11 protein-coding genes are annotated in these 16708 nt (G+C 70.3%); 3 read left to right on the plus strand and 8 right to left on the minus strand.

The window, feature by feature from the left end:
* Positions 1-3572: 3572 nt before the first annotated feature.
* Positions 3573-5333 (minus strand): ubiquinone-dependent pyruvate dehydrogenase, encoded by a 1761-nt coding sequence (gene poxB / locus ASF41_RS18020; RefSeq protein WP_056495564.1) that lies wholly within the window; start codon positions 5331-5333, stop codon positions 3573-3575.
* Positions 5334-5592: 259 nt separating this feature from the next.
* Between poxB and ASF41_RS18025 the strand changes: the two genes are divergently transcribed.
* Positions 5593-5835: a PilZ domain-containing protein gene (locus tag ASF41_RS18025; RefSeq protein ID WP_056495567.1), complete on the plus strand. Its 243-nt coding sequence runs from the start codon at positions 5593-5595 to the stop codon at positions 5833-5835.
* An 84-nt stretch (positions 5836-5919) separates the two neighbouring features.
* Entirely contained in the window at positions 5920-6177 is a 258-nt protein-coding gene (locus tag ASF41_RS18030; RefSeq protein ID WP_056221625.1) for a PilZ domain-containing protein, read from the plus strand.
* A gap of 10 nt (positions 6178-6187) precedes the next feature.
* Here ASF41_RS18030 and ASF41_RS18035 read toward each other — a convergent pair whose 3' ends face one another.
* From ASF41_RS18035 to ASF41_RS18065, 7 genes are read right to left on the minus strand one after another with little or no spacing between them, the layout of a single operon-like run.
* Complete coding sequence (locus tag ASF41_RS18035) at positions 6188-7471, minus strand: hypothetical protein (protein ID WP_056495571.1); 1284 nt, start codon at positions 7469-7471, stop codon at positions 6188-6190.
* Positions 7468-9264 carry an alpha/beta fold hydrolase gene (locus ASF41_RS18040; protein WP_056495574.1) on the minus strand — a complete coding sequence of 599 codons (1797 nt, stop codon included), beginning with the start codon at positions 9262-9264 and terminating at the stop codon, positions 7468-7470. The genes ASF41_RS18035 and ASF41_RS18040 overlap by 4 nt, the downstream gene beginning before the upstream one ends.
* Positions 9254-11689 (minus strand): glycosyl hydrolase 2 galactose-binding domain-containing protein, encoded by a 2436-nt coding sequence (locus ASF41_RS18045; RefSeq protein WP_056495578.1) that lies wholly within the window; start codon positions 11687-11689, stop codon positions 9254-9256. The genes ASF41_RS18040 and ASF41_RS18045 overlap by 11 nt, the downstream gene beginning before the upstream one ends.
* A gap of 9 nt (positions 11690-11698) precedes the next feature.
* Entirely contained in the window at positions 11699-12673 is a 975-nt protein-coding gene (locus ASF41_RS18050) for a DUF1839 family protein (protein ID WP_056495583.1), read from the minus strand.
* A 4-nt stretch (positions 12674-12677) separates the two neighbouring features.
* Positions 12678-13646 (minus strand): amino acid--[acyl-carrier-protein] ligase, encoded by a 969-nt coding sequence (locus tag ASF41_RS18055; protein ID WP_082504663.1) that lies wholly within the window; start codon positions 13644-13646, stop codon positions 12678-12680.
* Complete coding sequence (locus tag ASF41_RS18060; protein WP_056495586.1) at positions 13646-14809, minus strand: acyl-CoA dehydrogenase family protein; 1164 nt, start codon at positions 14807-14809, stop codon at positions 13646-13648. The genes ASF41_RS18055 and ASF41_RS18060 overlap by 1 nt, the downstream gene beginning before the upstream one ends.
* Positions 14806-15060 (minus strand): acyl carrier protein, encoded by a 255-nt coding sequence (locus tag ASF41_RS18065; protein WP_244472596.1) that lies wholly within the window; start codon positions 15058-15060, stop codon positions 14806-14808. The genes ASF41_RS18060 and ASF41_RS18065 overlap by 4 nt, the downstream gene beginning before the upstream one ends.
* A 429-nt stretch (positions 15061-15489) precedes the next feature.
* Here ASF41_RS18065 and ASF41_RS18070 point away from each other — a divergent pair, with 429 nt between their 5' ends.
* A complete protein-coding gene (locus ASF41_RS18070; protein ID WP_056495587.1) occupies positions 15490-16578 on the plus strand; it encodes an acyltransferase in 1089 nt (362 codons plus the stop codon).
* Positions 16579-16708 lie beyond the last annotated feature (130 nt).

The raw sequence follows: 16708 nt of genomic DNA on the forward strand, positions 1-16708 counted from the left end.
CACGGTCGAGACCAACACGTCCGGCGCGTACACGCTCGGCTACGCCGATGCCGGCAAGGTGCTCTCGGTGGTCGCGAGCTACACCGATGGCCAGGGCCACGCGGACATCGCCTCGGCCGTGGGCGGGAGCGTCACGGACGTGGACCGCGCCGGCAGCGTCCTCCTGTCGGGCTCGGTGACGGAAGGCCAGACGATCAGCGCCAGCCTGTCGGATCCCGACGGGGTCCCGGCACNGCGAGCTACACCGATGGCCAGGGCCACGCGGACATCGCCTCGGCCGTGGGCGGGAGCGTCACGGACGTGGACCGCGCCGGCAGCGTCCTCCTGTCGGGTTCGGTGGCGGAGGGCCAAACCGTCAGCGCCAGCCTGTCGGACCCGGATGGGGTCCCGGCGCCGGGCGGCGTGACTTACGCCTTCCGGCTCGACGGCAGCACGGTCGAGACCAACACCTCCGGCCAGTACACGCTCGGCTTCGGCGATGCGGGCAAGGTGCTCTCGGTGGTCGCGAGCTACACGGATGCGCAAGGGCACGCCGACATCGCCTCGGTCGCCGGCGGCAGCGTGGCGGACGCGAACCAGGCCGGCAGCGTCCTGCTGTCGGGCTCGGTGACGGAAGGCGAGACCGTCAGCGCCAGCCTGTCGGACCCGGACGGGGTCCCGGCACCGGGGGGCGTGACTTACGCCTTCCAGCTCGACGGCAGCACGGTCGAGACGAATACGTCCGGCCAGTACACCCTCGGCTACGCCGATGCCGGCAAGGTCCTCTCGGTGGTCGCGAGCTACACCGATGGCCAGGGCCACGCCGGCATCGTCTCGGTTGTGGGTGGCACCGTCACGGACGTGGACCGCGCCGGCAGCGTCCTGCTGTCTGGCCTGGTGACGGAAGGCCAGACGATCAGCGCCAGCCTGTCGGACCCGGACGGGGGCCCGGCACCGGGGGGCGTGACTTACGCCTTCCAGCTCGACGGCAGTACGGTGGAGACCAACACGTCCGGCGAGTTCACCCTCGGCTACGCCGATGCCGGCAAGGTCCTCGCGGTGGTCGCGAGCTACACGGATGAGCAAGGACACGCCGCCATCGCCTCCGCCGTGGGCGGCAGCGTGGCGGACGTGGATCGCGCCGGCAGCGTCCTCCTGTCCGGCTCGGTGGCGGAGGGCGAGACCGTCAGCGCCAGCCTGTCGGACCCCGATGGCGTGCCGGCAGCCGGCGGCGTGACTTATGCCTTCCAGCTCGACGGCAGCACGGTGGAGACCAACACCTCCGGCCAGTACACGCTCGGCTACGCCGATGCCGGCAAGGTGCTCTCGGTGGTTGCCAGCTACACCGATGCGCAGGGCCATGACAGTGTGGTGGCGGCTGCGGGCGGCACCATCACGGACGTGRAYCGCGCCGGCAGCGTCCTCCTGTCCGGCTCGGTGGCGGAGGGCCAGACCGTCAGCGCCAGCCTGTCGGATCCCGACGGGGTCCCGGCACCGGGCGGCGTGACTTATGCCTTCCAGCTCGACGGCAGCACGGTCAGCACGGTGGAGACCAACACCTCCGGCCAGTACACGCTCGGCTACGCCGATGCCGGCAAGGTGCTCTCGGTGGTTGCCAGCTACACCGATGCGCAGGGCCATGACAGTGTGGTGGCGGCTGCGGGCGGCACCATCACGGACGTGAATCGCGCCGGCAGCGTCCTCCTGTCCGGCTCGGTGGCGGAGGGCCAGACCGTCAGCGCCAGCCTGTCGGACCCGGACGGGGTCCCGGCGCCGGGGGGCGTGACTTATGCCTTCCAGCTCGACGGYAGCACGGTGGAGACCAACACCTCCGGCCAGTACACGCTCGGCTACGCCGATGCCGGCAAGGTGCTCTCGGTGGTTGCCAGCTACACCGATGCGCAGGGNGTGGAGACCAACACGTCCGGCGMGTACACGCTCGGCTACGCCGATGCCGGCAAGGTGCTCTCGGTGGTCGCGAGCTACACCGATGGCCAGGGCCACGCGGACATCGCCTCGGCCGTGGGCGGGAGCGTCACGGACGTGGACCGCGCCGGCAGCGTCCTCCTGTCGGGGCTGGTGGCGGAAGGCCAGACTGTCAGCGCCAGCCTGTCGGACCCGGACGGGCTCCCGGCGCCGGGGGGCGTGAGCTACGCGTTCCAGCTCGACGGCAGTACGGTCGAGACCAACACGTCCGGCCAGTACACCCTCGGCTACGCCGAGGCCGGCAAGGTGCTTTCGGTGGTTGCCAGCTACACCGATGCGCAGGGCCACGCGGACGTCGCCTCGGCCGTGGGCGGCAGCGTGGCGGACGGGGACCGGGCCGGCAGCCTGCTCCTGGCCGGCCTCAGCGATGGCCGGGCCGTCGAGGGACAGAGGCTGACCGCCCGGGTGACGGATGCGGATGGCGACCCGGCGGCCGGCAGCGTCGCCTACGACTTCAAGCTCGACGGGATCGTCGTCGAGACGAACAACACCGGCGTCTATACGCCCGGCTATCAGGATGGCGGCAAGGCGCTCGCCATCGACGCGACCTACACCGATGGTGCGAACCATCCGGGACTCGCGTCCCAGACGCTCGGGGCGATCGTGGACCTGGGATCGCGCAACGCCGTCACGTTCGCGTTCGCCTTCGACGCCTCGCAGGTCCGGATCGAGCAGGGGCGATCGTTCGTCATCGATCCGAGCGGACTGTCACACGACGTCACCGGGATCTCCGAAATCAAGTTCACCGACGGGACCATCGTCGAGAACGATGCCAGCCCGCTGGTCGACGACCTGTTCTACTATGGCAGCAACAAGGACGTCTGGCGGGACGGCATGGATGCCGACACGCACTACGCCCAGTTCGGCTGGCTGGAGGGCCGCGATCCGAACGCGGAATTCTCGACGACGGGCTACCTGGCGGCCAATCCGGACGTCGCGGCCGCGAAGGTGAATCCCCTGACGCATTACGAAACCAACGGCTGGAACGAGGGCCGCGATCCGTCGCTCGGCTTCGACAACGAGCTGTACCTCGCCCGGAATCCCGACGTGAAGGCGGCGGGCATGAATCCCCTGGTCCATTACCTCGCTTTCGGCCAGGCCGAGGGGCGCGAGACCTATGCCGCCGTGGGCCGCGCGCTCGACCTGAACACGCATCCGGGCTTCGACGCGGAATACTACCTGCTGTCCAACCTCGACGTCGCCCAGGCGGCGCTCAAGGCCGGCGGGGACAGCTTCGCCTTCGCGTACCAGCACTACGAGACCAACGGCTGGCACGAGGGCCGCGATCCGAACGCGATCTTCGACACCCAGGGGTATCTGGCGGCCTACCAGGACGTCGCCGCCGCCAACATGGATCCCCTGGCGCACTATCACGACTTCGGCTGGAAGGAAGGGCGGGATCCGTCCGCCGGCTTCCACACCGACGCCTACGAGGCGGCCAATCCGGACGTCCGGGCCGAGCAGATCGACCCGATGCTGCACTACCTGCAGTTCGGCGCGCTCGAGGGCCGATCCCCCCTGGGCTGACGGCCTCGGGCGGCTGGGAGACCCCGGCCGCCCGGGCGGCGCTTGCGGTGAGGGCGGGCCGCCCGGGCGGCCCTCCGCCCTCAGCGCAAAAGGTTCGTCTTCGCCAGGTCGAGGACCGAATCCCCGCGCCCACTCATCACCGCCCGCAGGACGTAGAGGCTGAAGCCCTTCACCTGCTTGCCGTCGATCTTCGGGGGCATCGAGAGTTCCTGGCGGGCCACCACGCAGTCGAGGAGGGCCGGGCCCGGATGGGCCATCACCGCGCGCACGGCGTCCTCGAGTTCGGCCGGGTCCTCGACCCGGACGGCATGGATGCCGGCGCCGCGGGCCATGGCGGCGAAGTCCGGGTTGTCGAGGGACACGCCCGTCTCGATGTAGCCGGCGGCCTTCATCTCCAGCTCGACGAAGCCGAGGGTGCCGTTGTTGTAGACCACGATCTTCAGGGGCAGCTTCTGCTGGCGCAGGGTGAGGAGGTCGCCCATCAGCATGGTGAAGCCGCCGTCGCCCGAGAGCGACACCACCTGCCGGTCGGGATAGGCCGATTGCGCGCCGATGCCCTGCGCCATGGCGTTGGCCATCGAGCCGTGGACCCAGGAGCCGATCAGCCGGCGCCGGCCGTTCATCTTCAGGTAGCGCGCCGCCCAGATCGTCGGGGTGCCGACATCGGCCGTGAACACCGCATCGTCATCGGCCGCCTCGCTCACCAGCTTCGTCAGGTATTGCGGGTGGATCGGCGGCTTTGCCGATTTCAAGCCGAACCAGCCCTTGGCGGGCGCGCCGGTGGCGAGGTCGTCGAGGTCCTCGCGCGCCTTGGCGTAGTGCTTCAGGGCGGCGTCGAGATGCTTGCGCTCGGTCTTGACGGTGAGCTTCGGAAGGAGGGCCCGGAGGGTGTCGTCCACGTGGCCGACGAGGCCGAGGTCGAGCTTGCACCGGCGCCCGAGCTGGCCGGGGCGGATGTCGACCTGCGCGATCGTCGCGTCCTGCGGGTAGAACTGCCGGTAGGGGAAGTCGGTCCCGAGCATCAGCAGGGTGTCGCAGGACATCATCGCGGCATAGCCCGACGAGAAGCCGATCAGCCCGGTCATGCCGACGTCGTAGGGGTTGTCGTACTCGACCACGTCCTTGCCGCCGAGGGCATGCACGATCGGACTCTTTAGGGCCTCGGCCAGTCGGAGCAGCTCGGCATGGGCCCCGGCGCAGCCGCGTCCGCACAGCAGGGTGATCCGCTCCGAGCCGTTCAGCAGCGCCGCGAGCGCGTCGAGCTCGGGCTCGGCCGGGCGCACCACGGGCCTGGGCGGGATCAGCCCCGCATTGGGGGCGACGCCGCGGGTGGGCGCGTCCATCAGGGCGACGTCGCCGGGGATGATGACCACGGCGACGCCGGAGAGGCCGATCGCCGCCCGCATGGCGTTCTCCAGCACCTGCGGCAGCTGGGAGGCGTCGCCCACCATCTCGCAGTAGTGGCTGCACTCGCGGAACAGCTCGCCCGGATGCGTCTCCTGGAAGTAGCCCGAGCCGATCTCGGACGACGGGATATGGGCCGCGATGGCCAGCACCGGGGTGCGGGTGCGGTGGCAATCGTAGAGGCCGTTGATCAGGTGGACATGGCCCGGCCCGCAGGACCCGGCGCAGACCGCGAGCTTGCCCGAGAGCTGGCTGTCGGCCCCCGCCGCGAAGGCCGCCACCTCCTCGTGGCGGACATGGACCCAGTCGATGGTGCCCCGGGCCCGCAGCGACTCGGTCAGCGCGTTCAGGCTGTCCCCGACGATGCCGTAGATCCGCTGGACGCCCGCCTGGTCCAGGGTATCGACGATGAGGTCCGCGACGGTGACGATCTTCATGGCGCTCGGCTCCGGTTGTCCCCCTGCCGAACCGGATGCCGCACCCGGCGGTTCCAGCCGAGGGTTGTGTCCCACGCGCAGCTGTCATCCGGGGGCGTTGGCGCGGGGCGCGACCTCGTCGCGACCCTCGGCGTATACGCTGCGCGGTTTCCGGCTCCGACTTTTCTCGGGAATGCGGGCAATTTGAGCGACCCGGTTAGGCCGTCCTTGGCGCGGGCCGCCGAATCTGGGCTGTCCGATCTGCCTCGAGATCCGTCCCATGCAAGACCGCCGCGCCGAACCCCGGATCCTGTCCGATGAGACCGGCAGCATCACTCTCGACGAACACACCGAGATCGCCTGCCTGGTCCATGATGTCTCCCTGGGCGGGGTCAGGATCACCCTTCCGGATGCCACCCGGGTGCCGAGTCCCTTCCTGCTGACGGCGCCACCGCTGGACGGGATCAAGCTCTGCCACGTCGTCTGGCGCACCGACGAAATGATCGGTGTGCAATTCCGCTGACGATCCGCCCGGCGGATCGTGGATACCGAGTCGTAACCACTGGGACTCTACCTTCGCCTCGACCACAACCACATGGCACCCCCGATGGAAGAGAGACGATCCGAGCCCCGCTCCCGCACGTTGCTGACAGGCAAGATCGCGTTGCAGGGTGGCGGCGTGATCGACTGCACGCTGCGCAACCGCTCCGCGTCCGGCGCCCGCCTCCGGGTCGCCAGCGTGGTCGGCATTCCCGACCGCTTCACGCTGCTTCTGGAGCTGCAGGGCGAGCGCCGCCCGGCCCGGGTCGCGTGGCGCAAGCCGGGTGAGATCGGCGTCCAGTTCCTCGACGAACCGGCCCTCTAGGACCGGCGGGCTACCAGATCTCGAGGACGGCGAGGCGGTCGGTGGCCGCCACCGTGGGGACCTGCATCGGTGCCAGTCCCGTGACGCTGACGACGCCGTCGTCGCCGAAGCGGTGCAGGCGCAACCGCCGGGGCGGGCTCGAAAGATGGAGCGCCACGGGGCGCGGCGCGCTGTCCGGGCGCGGCGCCCGGGCGTTCCGGTCCCAGCCGTCGAGCCCGAGCCAGACCGGCACCAGCAGGGCGCCGTCCGCCCGCTGGAAACTCGTCGCCACCAGATCGGGCACATCGACCGGCAGCACGACCCCGATGCGGTCTCGGGACGCCGTCGCGTCCTCCGCGCGACCGCCGAACAGGCGGATCAGGCTCCGAACGGCGGCGAAGGACGCGCTCGGCGTCCCGTCATGGGCGATCAGTCCGAACCGGCTCTCCGGATCGGCATCGCCCCCATCGAACGCGGAGATCAGCTCGTACAGATAGGTCCGGCGTACGCCCTGCAGGTAGCTCCACAGGAGGAGGCGCGGCAGGTAGCGGGCGCGGAGAGCTTCCGAGACCGGCAGGTGGGCGCTCCGGGTGGCCAGCGCCGTGTGATAGCCGGTCTCCGTGACGATGACCGGCGCGGTGCCGAAGACCGGCCGAACGGCCGCGAGGAAACCGCCGAGACTGCCCGCCCCTCGGGTTTCGGGATGCTCCAGCCCCGGATAGGCGTGGACGTTGGCGAGATCGACCGAGGCGGACAGGTTCTCCGCGGCGGCGATGTTGGCCTGGATGTAGCTCGGCCCGGCCACCCGGACGGTTCGGTGCCGCGGGGCGTCCCGCACCGCGCGGAACAGCGCCGCCTGATGCTCCGCGGACAGGCGGGCAAGGCCCGGACGCGCGGCCACCGGCGGCTCATTGCCGCCCTCCACGACGACGAGCCCGTCCTCGGCCCAGTCGGCGATCTCGGCGAAGCGCTCCGGCGGCACGCGCGGACCGGGGGTCAGGCCGTCGTAGAAGACCAGGCTGAAGCGGTAGCCCCGGCGGGCGAGCCCCGCGATCCGCTCGAACTGCCCGGCCGGCTCCGTGCCGACGAGGACGATGTCGTCGCGCAGGTGGCGCACGCCGAGGTCGTCGAGGGCGGCGGCACAGTCGGAAAAGCGCGCGACGTAGGGCGAGCCGCCATGGCCGAGATGCACGTTGATGCCGATGGCGTCGATCAGGTCCTCGCAGCGGTGCGCCGGCGCGGGTGCGGCCTCGATCCGCGATGCGAAGGCCCCCGCCCCCAGGGCCAGGGTCGCCCGGCGGGTGAGCCCGCTCACGCCAGGCTCGCCAGAACGGTGGCCCGGGAATCGGTCTCGACGGGTTTGTGCGCTTCCGTGCGGGTCGCCCGGGCCTCCTGAACCGCCGTCAGGAGGTCGCGCAGGTGATGCCCGAGCAGGGCCTGCGCCGTGGCCGAGCTGAAGTTGTGGTCGACCTCGGGCACGATCGCCACCGGCGCGCCGAGGCGCCGGTCGGCCCGACCGGGCGCGCAGCCGAGATAGCGGTGGAGGGCGGCGAGCCCGGGGTCGCCGGCGCTGTAGACCACGCGGATCTCGGCGCCCCGTCGCCGCAGCCGCGCCACCCGTCGGGCGACGGAGCCGCCGGGGGAGATCGGGTTCACGAGGCGCCGCAGCCGCCGGACGGCCGCATCGAGGCCGCGCTTGGCCAGGGTCGCGCCGATCGCCCGCACGTGGATCTCGCCGCGCAGGAGCCGCCGCCAGGTCGCGCCCCGCTTGAGCAGCGCCGCATAGGTGCCGGTGCTGCCGAACGTCTGGCGGATCACGGCGTCGACGTCCTGATCCGGGTCCCAGTCGAAGCAGTAGGGGTTGATCAGGAGCGCCCCATCGACCCGGGCGTCGCGGCAGAGGGCCTGGAACGCCGCATGGGCGCCGCTGCAGTTGCCCATGAGGACGATGGGGCCTCGGACCTCGGCAAGGTGATCGAGGGCACGGCCCACATCCGCGAACCCGTCGGGGGCGTAGGGCGGCCTGCGACCGTCCGACCGGCCGCCGCTGTCGCCGATGCCCGCGAGGTCGAAGCGGAAGGACGGAATGCCGTCCACCGCGAGCCTGCGGGCGAGCGTGGTGGTCTGCCGGCCCCACCCCGAATGCACGGTCATGCCGGTGGAGACGAACACCACCGTCGGCGCACCCGGATCCTGCCGCCGGGGCGTACAGCTGATGCCGAACAGGTCCGGCTGGAACCGGGCGGGCGCCTCGGACCAGCCGGGGCCGACGAGGTGCGCCGGGCTGAGATCCAGGGGAATGGCCGGACCGGCGATTGTGACGCCGTCCGTTGCGAAGGCGGTGATCCGATTGAAATCCGCCTCCGGGACCTCGGCGAAGATCGGGTCGCCGATGAGAAGCGGAAGGCCCGGCAGCGGCCCCGTCTCGACGGCGCTGCCGAGCGCCGTCAGCCGTCCCGCGAGCGTCCGGGTCTCCGGTGCGAGAAGCAGGGTTCGCGGGGCCGGCGCGCGGGTGATCGCGCCGGCGTCGAGGGCGCCGACATCGGTCAGGAAGGCTGCATCAATGCGAAAGCCCCCGACCGACAGGCCGTCCGGATCCGCCTTCGGGACCGCGCCCTCCGCGACGCCGCCCACCGTCCGGGCGCGAAGCCGCATCTCGCGGAGATAGGCGCGTCCAGTCGCAGCCGGTGCGAGCAGGACCAGGCGGTCGACGCTCTCCTCCTGGGCTGCCAGCAGGGCCAGGTTGGCGCCGAGGCGCAGGCCGACGAGGGCGATCTCCGTGACGCCGGTCGTCTCGCGCAGGAAGCGCATCGCCCGGCGGATCGCCGCGACGTTGGCCGAAACCCGCACCTCGGCGGGATCGCCGGAGTTGCCCTCCCCCGGATAGTCGAACCGCAGGGTCGGGCAGCCGGCCGCGGCGAGTCGATCCGCCAGGGCGCGCCAGGGGCGATGGGCGGCCATCTGCTCGAACCCACAGGCGCCGCACAGGAGCACGCCGCGCCGGCCCGCGGCCGGGTGGACCCATCCGAACAGGTCGTCGAAGGTCACGGGCATGGCGGCGTCGGGCGCCGCGTGCGTCTCGTGCTCGGGGCGGACCTCACGCGTCATGACCGAACCTCACGCTTTCGCTGCTGTTGAGGGCCGCGACCGCGCCCTGCGGGAGCCGATGGCACCCGGGGAAGCGAACCAGCCGCTCTGTCCCCGGTGCCAGGTGGAAGCCGCTGTCGCAGGGCCGCGCCGCGGAGCTCCGCACGCTCACTCCGAGGGCGAGATGACCGGTTCCGATGCGCAGGGTCGGCACGGATGCACCGGCCACGGGTTCGACCTGCAGGCCGATCGCCTCGGGAGTGACCGGCCGGGGGCCCGGAAAGTGAAAGCTTTCGGCGACGACCGCGCCGTCCGCATCGGTGAGACGAGCATGCGCGAGGTCGTGGATGCGGGGGCCGAAGCGGTAGCTGTCGGTGGCATCGAAGAAGCGGCCGAGCATCTCGGCGGAGGAGAGGGTCAGCGAGGCGCGCGGGTCGACCGTGATCCCGCGTTCGGCCCGGGCCGCGACTTTGCCGGTGCGATCCGCGAAGATCAGCCCCAAGCGTAGGTCGACCGGCCGGGCGGTCTCGTTGTGGACATGGAGGTGGAGACCGCTCAGGCCCTCGTCCGACAGGGTGACCTGCACCGGGCGGAAGGCGCGCTTCAAGGCGTACCAGCCGGATTTCGGGGTTTGGGTCCAGTCGATCACGCCCCAGCCGGTGCCCGGCCCGAGGTCACGCAGGAACCAGACGAGGCCGCCGGCAGTCGGCGAGCGCGCCCGGCGCCACTCGGCGAAGGTCGCCTCCATCACCTCGGCCACGGCGGCGCGGCCGAGTTCGAGGTAGCGCTCGGGATCGGCGGCGCGCAGGGCGGCGGGATCGACCCCGTAGAGCAGGGCGACATAGTGGTCGCGCACCTGCTCGAAATCCCAGTCGGCGCCCCGGTCGTGGGGGATGCCGCGAGCCCAGAGCGGATCGGCGGGCCCCATCTGCCCGAGCGTCGCCGGTTCAGACGGGTTGGCGAAAGCGAGGCATTCGCTGGCGAAGCCCACCTCGGCCCGGCGCGCATCCTCCAGAGGGCGGCGATAGGCACCGACGCCGTAATAGTGGGTACAGCCCGCGCTCGGCGAGAACGGTAGGTCGCCGCCCGAGGGCGAGTTCGGTACCACCACGAGGTCGGGACGGGTGCCGGCGACGAGCCCCGGCAGCGTCCCGGTGCAGAAGGCGTCGGCCCAAACCGTCCGCGGCGCCCCGAGCATGGCCGCCTGCTGCCAGACTTCGCTGCCGCCGCAGATCACGGCGAGGCAGGGTGCGAGCTGAGTCCGCTCGAGGATCCCCGACACTTCCCGGTCGAGGCTGGCGGCAAAGCCGGCGGCGTCGTGCGGATAATCGAAATTCGCCAGCATCAGGTCCTGCCAGACGAGGATGCCGGCGGCGTCGCAAAGGTCGTAGAACTCGGGCGAGGGATAGAGGGTGGCGCCGGCGACGCGCAGCATGTTCATGCCGGCCTCGCGCGCAAGGTCGACGAGGATGGCGCCATCCTCGGTGCCGAGGCCGACGAGGTCCGGGGGGGTCCAGTTGGCACCCCGACAGAACACCGGCACGCCGTTGACGGCGAGCGCCAGGCCCTCCGCGAAGGGTCGTGCCAGCGACAGGCTGCGAAAGCCCGTCCGGCCGAGATCGACCGTCGTGCCGTCGATTTCCACGCGCACGGGATGGAGGTGGGGCGTGCCGTGGGTATGGGGCCACCAGGGCGCCACGCCGGGCAGCGCCAGGGTTCCGGTGAACAGATCGGGCTCGGATTCCGTCAGGGTGACCGCGCGCCCGGCGCAATGCAGCGTGACCGATGCGGGATGGCCGTCGATCCGCAGGCGCGCGGACAGCCGGCCCACGTCGCCGTCATAGGTGGCCCGCAGGTCGGCTTCCGCCAGGCCGCGGCGCAAGGGCTCCACCGTGATCGGGCGGTAGGGACCCACGAGGTCGATGTCCGGGCACCAGCCCGGCATGAAGCCGAGGAGGCTCGTTCGGACGTGGCGCAGGGAGCCCGGCGTGATCATGCGGGGGCGCCAGCGCCCGCGTTTGCCCGGGCGGTCGAGCTCCGTCTTGAGCGACCGGAAGCAGAGGCCGAGCTCGGCCCCCGGCCGGAGATCGGCCTCGATGGCGTAGGCCTCGAACATCGAGCGGGAGACTAGCACGGGCATGCCGTCGAGCCACACCTCGGCGAGGGTCGCCAAGCCCTCGAAGCGCAGGCGCACGGCACCGCTTTGGGTCAGCCGGGTCCGGTACCAGACGTCCTGGTCATGAATCGGCGTTGGTGCCGACTCCGACCAGCCTCCGGCGTCCCGCAGGGCCGCGGCGACGGTGCCGGGCACCGGGGCGGGGATCCAGTCCGCCGCCTCCGACAGGTCGCCCGGGCCGGCCCAGGCGCCGGGCGGCGTCAGGGCGAGCCGCCAGGGGCCGTCCACGGCCTGCGGTACCACACCGTCGATGGACCGGATCCTGGCCACGCTCCGCCCCTATCGATCGAGCGCGCGGTCGAGGGCTGCGAACACGTCCGCGTAGGTGGCCGCGAGCCGGTCGAGACGCGGCGCGAGACCGTCGGCACTGCGGCGGTGGAAGGCCCGTGCAAGCTGGAACTGGAAGGCCTTGGCCTCGACGGCGAGGCGCGCGGCCGCGTCCCAGGCTGGAGCGAAAGGCCCCGCAGCTGCCGCTTCGAGCCAGGCGAGATGGCTCGCGAGCATCTCGAAATTCGCTCCGAGCTGGCGCGTGGTGTTGAAGGCGTAGGCGTGAAAGACCCCGAGGGGGCGCTGGACCAGGGCAGGCGCCGTCCGCGCGAGGGCGTCGCGGAACGCCAAAACCGGATTGTGCGCCGGCGCCCGCGTACGGTGGCGCCGTAGCAGGTCGAGGGCGGCGCCCGGCAGGTCGGCCGGGCTCATGGGGGACGCGACCGCCTTCACGAACTCCGCGTAGGGCGGCAGCACGGCAGGTCCGAAGATGCCGTGGTAATTGTCGCCGGAGAGCCGGAAGCGACCGGCATTGTGAAGGTAGTCGAGCTCCCGGGTTTCGGGGTCGAGGGCCAGGATACCGATCGTGGTCTTGCCGTGCTCCCGGCCGTAGGTGGTGCCGGAAGTATCGGGCAGGTGGATCGCGTCCACCTCCACCAGCACCGGGCGGCCCTGTTGGACCTGGATCAGGGCCTGCGCTTCGAGGGTGTCGTAGACCGCGAGCTCCAGCACCTCGATCCCGTAGAGCCGCTCGAGATCGGCCGCCGGCGGCTTGAAGAACGTGAACTGGTCGCCCTCGAAATCCTGCCGCAGGGTGAAGCCCAGCATCGCCTCCGGCACGAGGCCGCGCCCGTGCAGGAGTTCGATCCAGAGATCGACGTAGCAGTTCGTTTCCGGCCAGTTGCGGTCGGCCGCATGGAGCAGGTGCGGCGCGTAGGGCGTCTCGGGGGCGAGCCCCTGCGCCGGTCGGAGGCGTGCGGCGGTCACCGGATCAGCCCCACAGAGTGATGCGCACGGCATCCGGCCAGGCGGCAAGGTCCAGGCCGTGATGGCGCAGGAGCGCCAGGGTGATCCGTTCCAGGCCGAAGCCGACGCAGGCAGTGTGCGCGACGCTGCCGTCGGCTTGGCACAGGTTCCAAGTCGTTCCGAAATGGTCCTGATGGTAGTTGAAGCTGAGGCAGGCGGTCGGCTTCTCGACGCTGTTCACCGGCACGTTCAGCTCGAACTTCAGGTTCTGCTGGCGCTGGTTGTTGGCGAGCATCCGCCCGGCCCGGCCGAAGAACGGGTCGTTGGCGACGTCGATCGCCAGCGGCAGCAGGAGGCTGCGGATCATCTCGGTGCCGCGGGCGAGCCAGGATTCACGGAAGGCCAGCACCTGCTCCGGGCTGCCGATGCGCACGTATTCACGCATCCGGAAGAGCTGCATCCGGGTCGGCTCCAGGCTAGGCTCGCGCCGGAAGCAGTACGATTGCAGGTCGAACAGGCCGCCCTCTTCGGGCAGGCGGCCGCGCGCTGCGGCGGCCGGGTAGAGGGGGTAGCAGGCCGCGGGGGTGAGCACGATGTCCGTCGCCTGCTGGTGACCGGTCCAGTCGCTCCGCTCTTCGACGCAGGCGAGAAGCTCGGCATGCTCCGCCTCGTTGCCGCAGAAGCTGTGAATGGTCCCGGCGAGGTTCGGGAAACCCTTGAGGTAGCCGCTGCGCTCGAAGGCTGGCCGGCTCATGCCGGGGGGAAAGCGCATCACCTCCGCCCCGTCCGCCGCGCCGAGGCGGCTGATCAGGCGCTCGAGGGCATCGACGACGCTCTCGAAAGCGCCGCTGCGGCCGTAGAGGCCGTCGACGCCGGTGCGCACCAGGAGGCCCTGGTCGAACAGGCGGTCGAGGAAGCTCGGGACGCCATCCGGGGCCTCGTCGAAGATTTCGGCGGCGCGGGAATCTGCCCGGGGAGAGAAGGTCGAGTCCATCACGCGCTCATGAGCTGGCCGCCGCCCTTCTGCACGAGCAGAAGCTTGGCGGTGTTGGCGAGGATGCGGTCGTTTCCGATCATCAGCGGCGCCGACAGGACGTCGCGCAGTGGCCGGCCGAGGCTGAAGGGCGTGCCGTTCTTGTAGCCGGCGAGGCCGACGATCGAGAGGGCGCGCTGCACAATGTCGACGGCCATCTCGGAGGCGGTCGTCTTCAAGTTGTTCAGCATGACGGAGAAGCCGATCGACCCGATGGTGTCGACGTCTCCCTGCGCGTCCTCGTAGCGGCGGAGCGCCGACACGATGGCGGCCCGCATCGCCTGGAGGGCGTTCGAGACTTCCGCGAGGCGCAGGGCCGTCGGCGGCACCTGCCCCGGCTGGCGCCGGGCCTCGGCCTGCACGAAGGTGCGGGCGCGGTCTACAGCGGAATTGGCGATGCCGAACCAGACGCTGCTCCACAGGAGGTGCGAGGAGGCCAGCATCGACTGGGCTGCGATCTCCGCGAAGGGCTTGGGCAGGATCTGCTCGACGGGAATGTCCCGGGCCTCCAGGCGGAAGCCGTCGCTGCAGGTGCCACGCATGCCGAGAGTGTCCCACACGCTCTTGCGCTCCAGGGAGACCTGGTCGGCGAACAGGGCCACCAGCACTTGGTCGGAGCCCGCGGCCTCCGGGTGGCGCCGGGCAGTGGCGAGGATCAGGTCGGCCTGCGTCCCGTAGGAGATCACGGAGGCGTCTTTGCCGAGGGCGAAGACGCCGCCGGTGGTCTCGACGGCGCAGAAGCTGGTGCGCAGGTCGCCGCCGATCCCGGCCTCCGTGGTCGAGGAGGCTACGAGGAGCTGCTCCTGGGCGATCTGCTCCATCAGGTGACAATGCCACGCGCTGTCCAGGCCGTGGGCCACGAGGCTCGCGACCTTGATGTGGTGCATCGCGAACACCATCGCGGCACTGCTGCACGCTTGCCCAAGCATGCAGCACAGGTCCGCGATCTCTCTCAGCCCGGCCCCTTCGCCACCAAACTGTCTCGGGATCTGCAGGCCCAACAGGCGCTCCGCCTTGAGGGCCGTGACCGCTTCCAGGGGGAAGCGGCCGTCTCGGTCGACGGCGTCGGCATGGAGCGCCGCGATCGTCGCTGCCCGCTGCGCGCGCTGGGCCAGGGTGCTCATGCGGCCTGCGGATGGAGGACGGTGGCCACAGTCTCGCGGATCGCAGCGATCGACGCGAAGGACTTGCGGGTCAGGAACTCGTCCGGGAACTCGATGCCGAACCGCTCCTCGAGGGCCAGCATCAGCTGGACCGAACCGAACGAGTCGAGGCCTCGATCAAACAGGCTGTCGTCGTCGCCGATCTGTTCGGCGACCGGCGCGAGCACCTCATTGGTCGCGAGGATCTCGCGGATGTCCTGGGAGGTGACCAAGGTACGGCTCCTTTCTAAGCAATAGCACATGTATTGGCTGGCAATTTGAATTGTCAAACAACAAGGGCCACGATGGTAAATACCGGGCTCTGTTGTGCGCGATCGGGTTTGTCGACGGCCGACGCTCCGATGCTCACCCAACGCGCCGGTCTTCTGATCGATCTTCGTGTCAATTCTAGAGGAAGGCGACTTTACAGGCGCTTTCCCCAAGGTCCTCCGGCTCGAAAATTCACCGGTATTCGCAGCGTCAGGGACAACACCTGATAGCGTGGTAAACAAAGTCTCGCAATAATTGACAAAAGGCGGAACGATTCAGGATAATGCCTGGAATGACGTGACTTTGCGGGCCGGCGCGCGCTCAGGTTTGACGATCAGGCGTTGACCGGGTCCGCTCCCGTTCAGCGGACGCACACGATCCTTCGGCGAGAGATGATCTACAACCTGCAGATCCTGCGCGCCCTGGCGGCCTATTCGGTCTTCCTGACGCATTTCGGACTGTACGCGGGACCCATCCTGCCGAGGCCCGACGCGATGGCGTTCGGAGCGGCGGGCGTGGACGTGTTCTTCGTCCTGTCCGGCTTCATCATGTTCGTGAGCACGGCCGGGCGAAGCGAGACCCCCGGTTCGTTCCTGCTCCGTCGGGCGATTCGCGTGGTACCCCTCTACTGGCTCGTCACCCTCGGGCTGGCGCTGATCGCGCTTGCCGGACTGAAACCCATCGGCATCGTCGAGCTGCGGCCGGATTACGTGGTGCAGTCACTGCTGTTCCTGCCGTTCTCGCGGGGCGGCTACGTCGAGCCCCTCAATTCGGTGGGCTGGACGCTCAACTACGAGATGTTCTTCTATGCCGGCTTCGCCGCCTTGCTGCTCGTGTCGGACTTGCGCGCGCGGTTGATCGGCCTGGCCGCCGCCTTCGGTGCGCTGGTCCTGCTCGGCCTGGCGCCGGTACCGGGCCTCTACTGGGCCTATTATACGAAGCCGATCGTGCTCGAATTCGTGACCGGTGCGGCTCTGGGCTACGCCTATCTCCGCTGCGGGGCGCCCTCGCCCGGCTTCCCGGTCCGGCGGGCGGCCGTCGGCGCGCTCGCGGTCGCGGGCGCCCTCATCCTCGGTGGGCAGGCGGTGGCGGGCGCCCTCGGCGCCGATTTGGAGATGACGGGGTTCCTGCGCCCTCTCGTCTGGGGGAGCGCCGCGGCGCTCGCCGTCGGCGCGCTGCTTCTGCTGGAGCGGGGCGGCATCGTCCTGCGCTCGAGGTGGCTGTTCTCCCAGGGGAACGCCAGCTACGCGTTCTACCTGATCCACAATCTGATGTTGCATGCCGGCGCCAAGGTGGCGGCCGTTCTGGTGGTTCCCGGTCCCCTGCGCGTCGTCCTGGTCTTCGTCCTGGCCTTCAGCGCTTCCGTGCTCCTCGGGGAATGGCTGTTCCGCTGCGTGGAAAGGCCCATCGGGGCCGCCCTGCGGCGGTTGTGCGACCGGAGCCCGGGCCCTGGACCGCTGCCCGGCGCGGTTCCTTCCTGAACGAACGGACGCCGCGATGCGAAACCACCGTCTGTCTTGAACCTTCCTAAAAACCTAATACGGGCAGGCTGATTTTCGATAAAAGCGTCCGCAGACTGTTATCTCTAAGTACTGATCGTGCGTAAGATGA

The sequence above is a fragment of the Methylobacterium sp. Leaf111 genome, from assembly GCF_001423285.1.
GTDB lineage: Bacteria > Pseudomonadota > Alphaproteobacteria > Rhizobiales > Beijerinckiaceae > Methylobacterium.

Bases quoted from the DNA above. Each gene is read 5' to 3' on its own strand.
- poxB (WP_056495564.1), bottom strand. From the start codon at position 5,333: ATGAAGATCGTCACCGTCGCGGACCTCATCGTCGATACCCTGGACCAG.
- ASF41_RS18025 (WP_056495567.1), top strand. From the start codon at position 5,593: ATGCAAGACCGCCGCGCCGAACCCCGGATCCTGTCCGATGAGACCGGC.
- ASF41_RS18030 (WP_056221625.1), top strand. From the start codon at position 5,920: ATGGAAGAGAGACGATCCGAGCCCCGCTCCCGCACGTTGCTGACAGGC.
- ASF41_RS18040 (WP_056495574.1), bottom strand. From the start codon at position 9,264: ATGACGCGTGAGGTCCGCCCCGAGCACGAGACGCACGCGGCGCCCGAC.
- ASF41_RS18055 (WP_082504663.1), bottom strand. From the start codon at position 13,646: ATGGACTCGACCTTCTCTCCCCGGGCAGATTCCCGCGCCGCCGAAATC.
- ASF41_RS18060 (WP_056495586.1), bottom strand. From the start codon at position 14,809: ATGAGCACCCTGGCCCAGCGCGCGCAGCGGGCAGCGACGATCGCGGCG.
- ASF41_RS18070 (WP_056495587.1), top strand. From the start codon at position 15,490: ATGATCTACAACCTGCAGATCCTGCGCGCCCTGGCGGCCTATTCGGTC.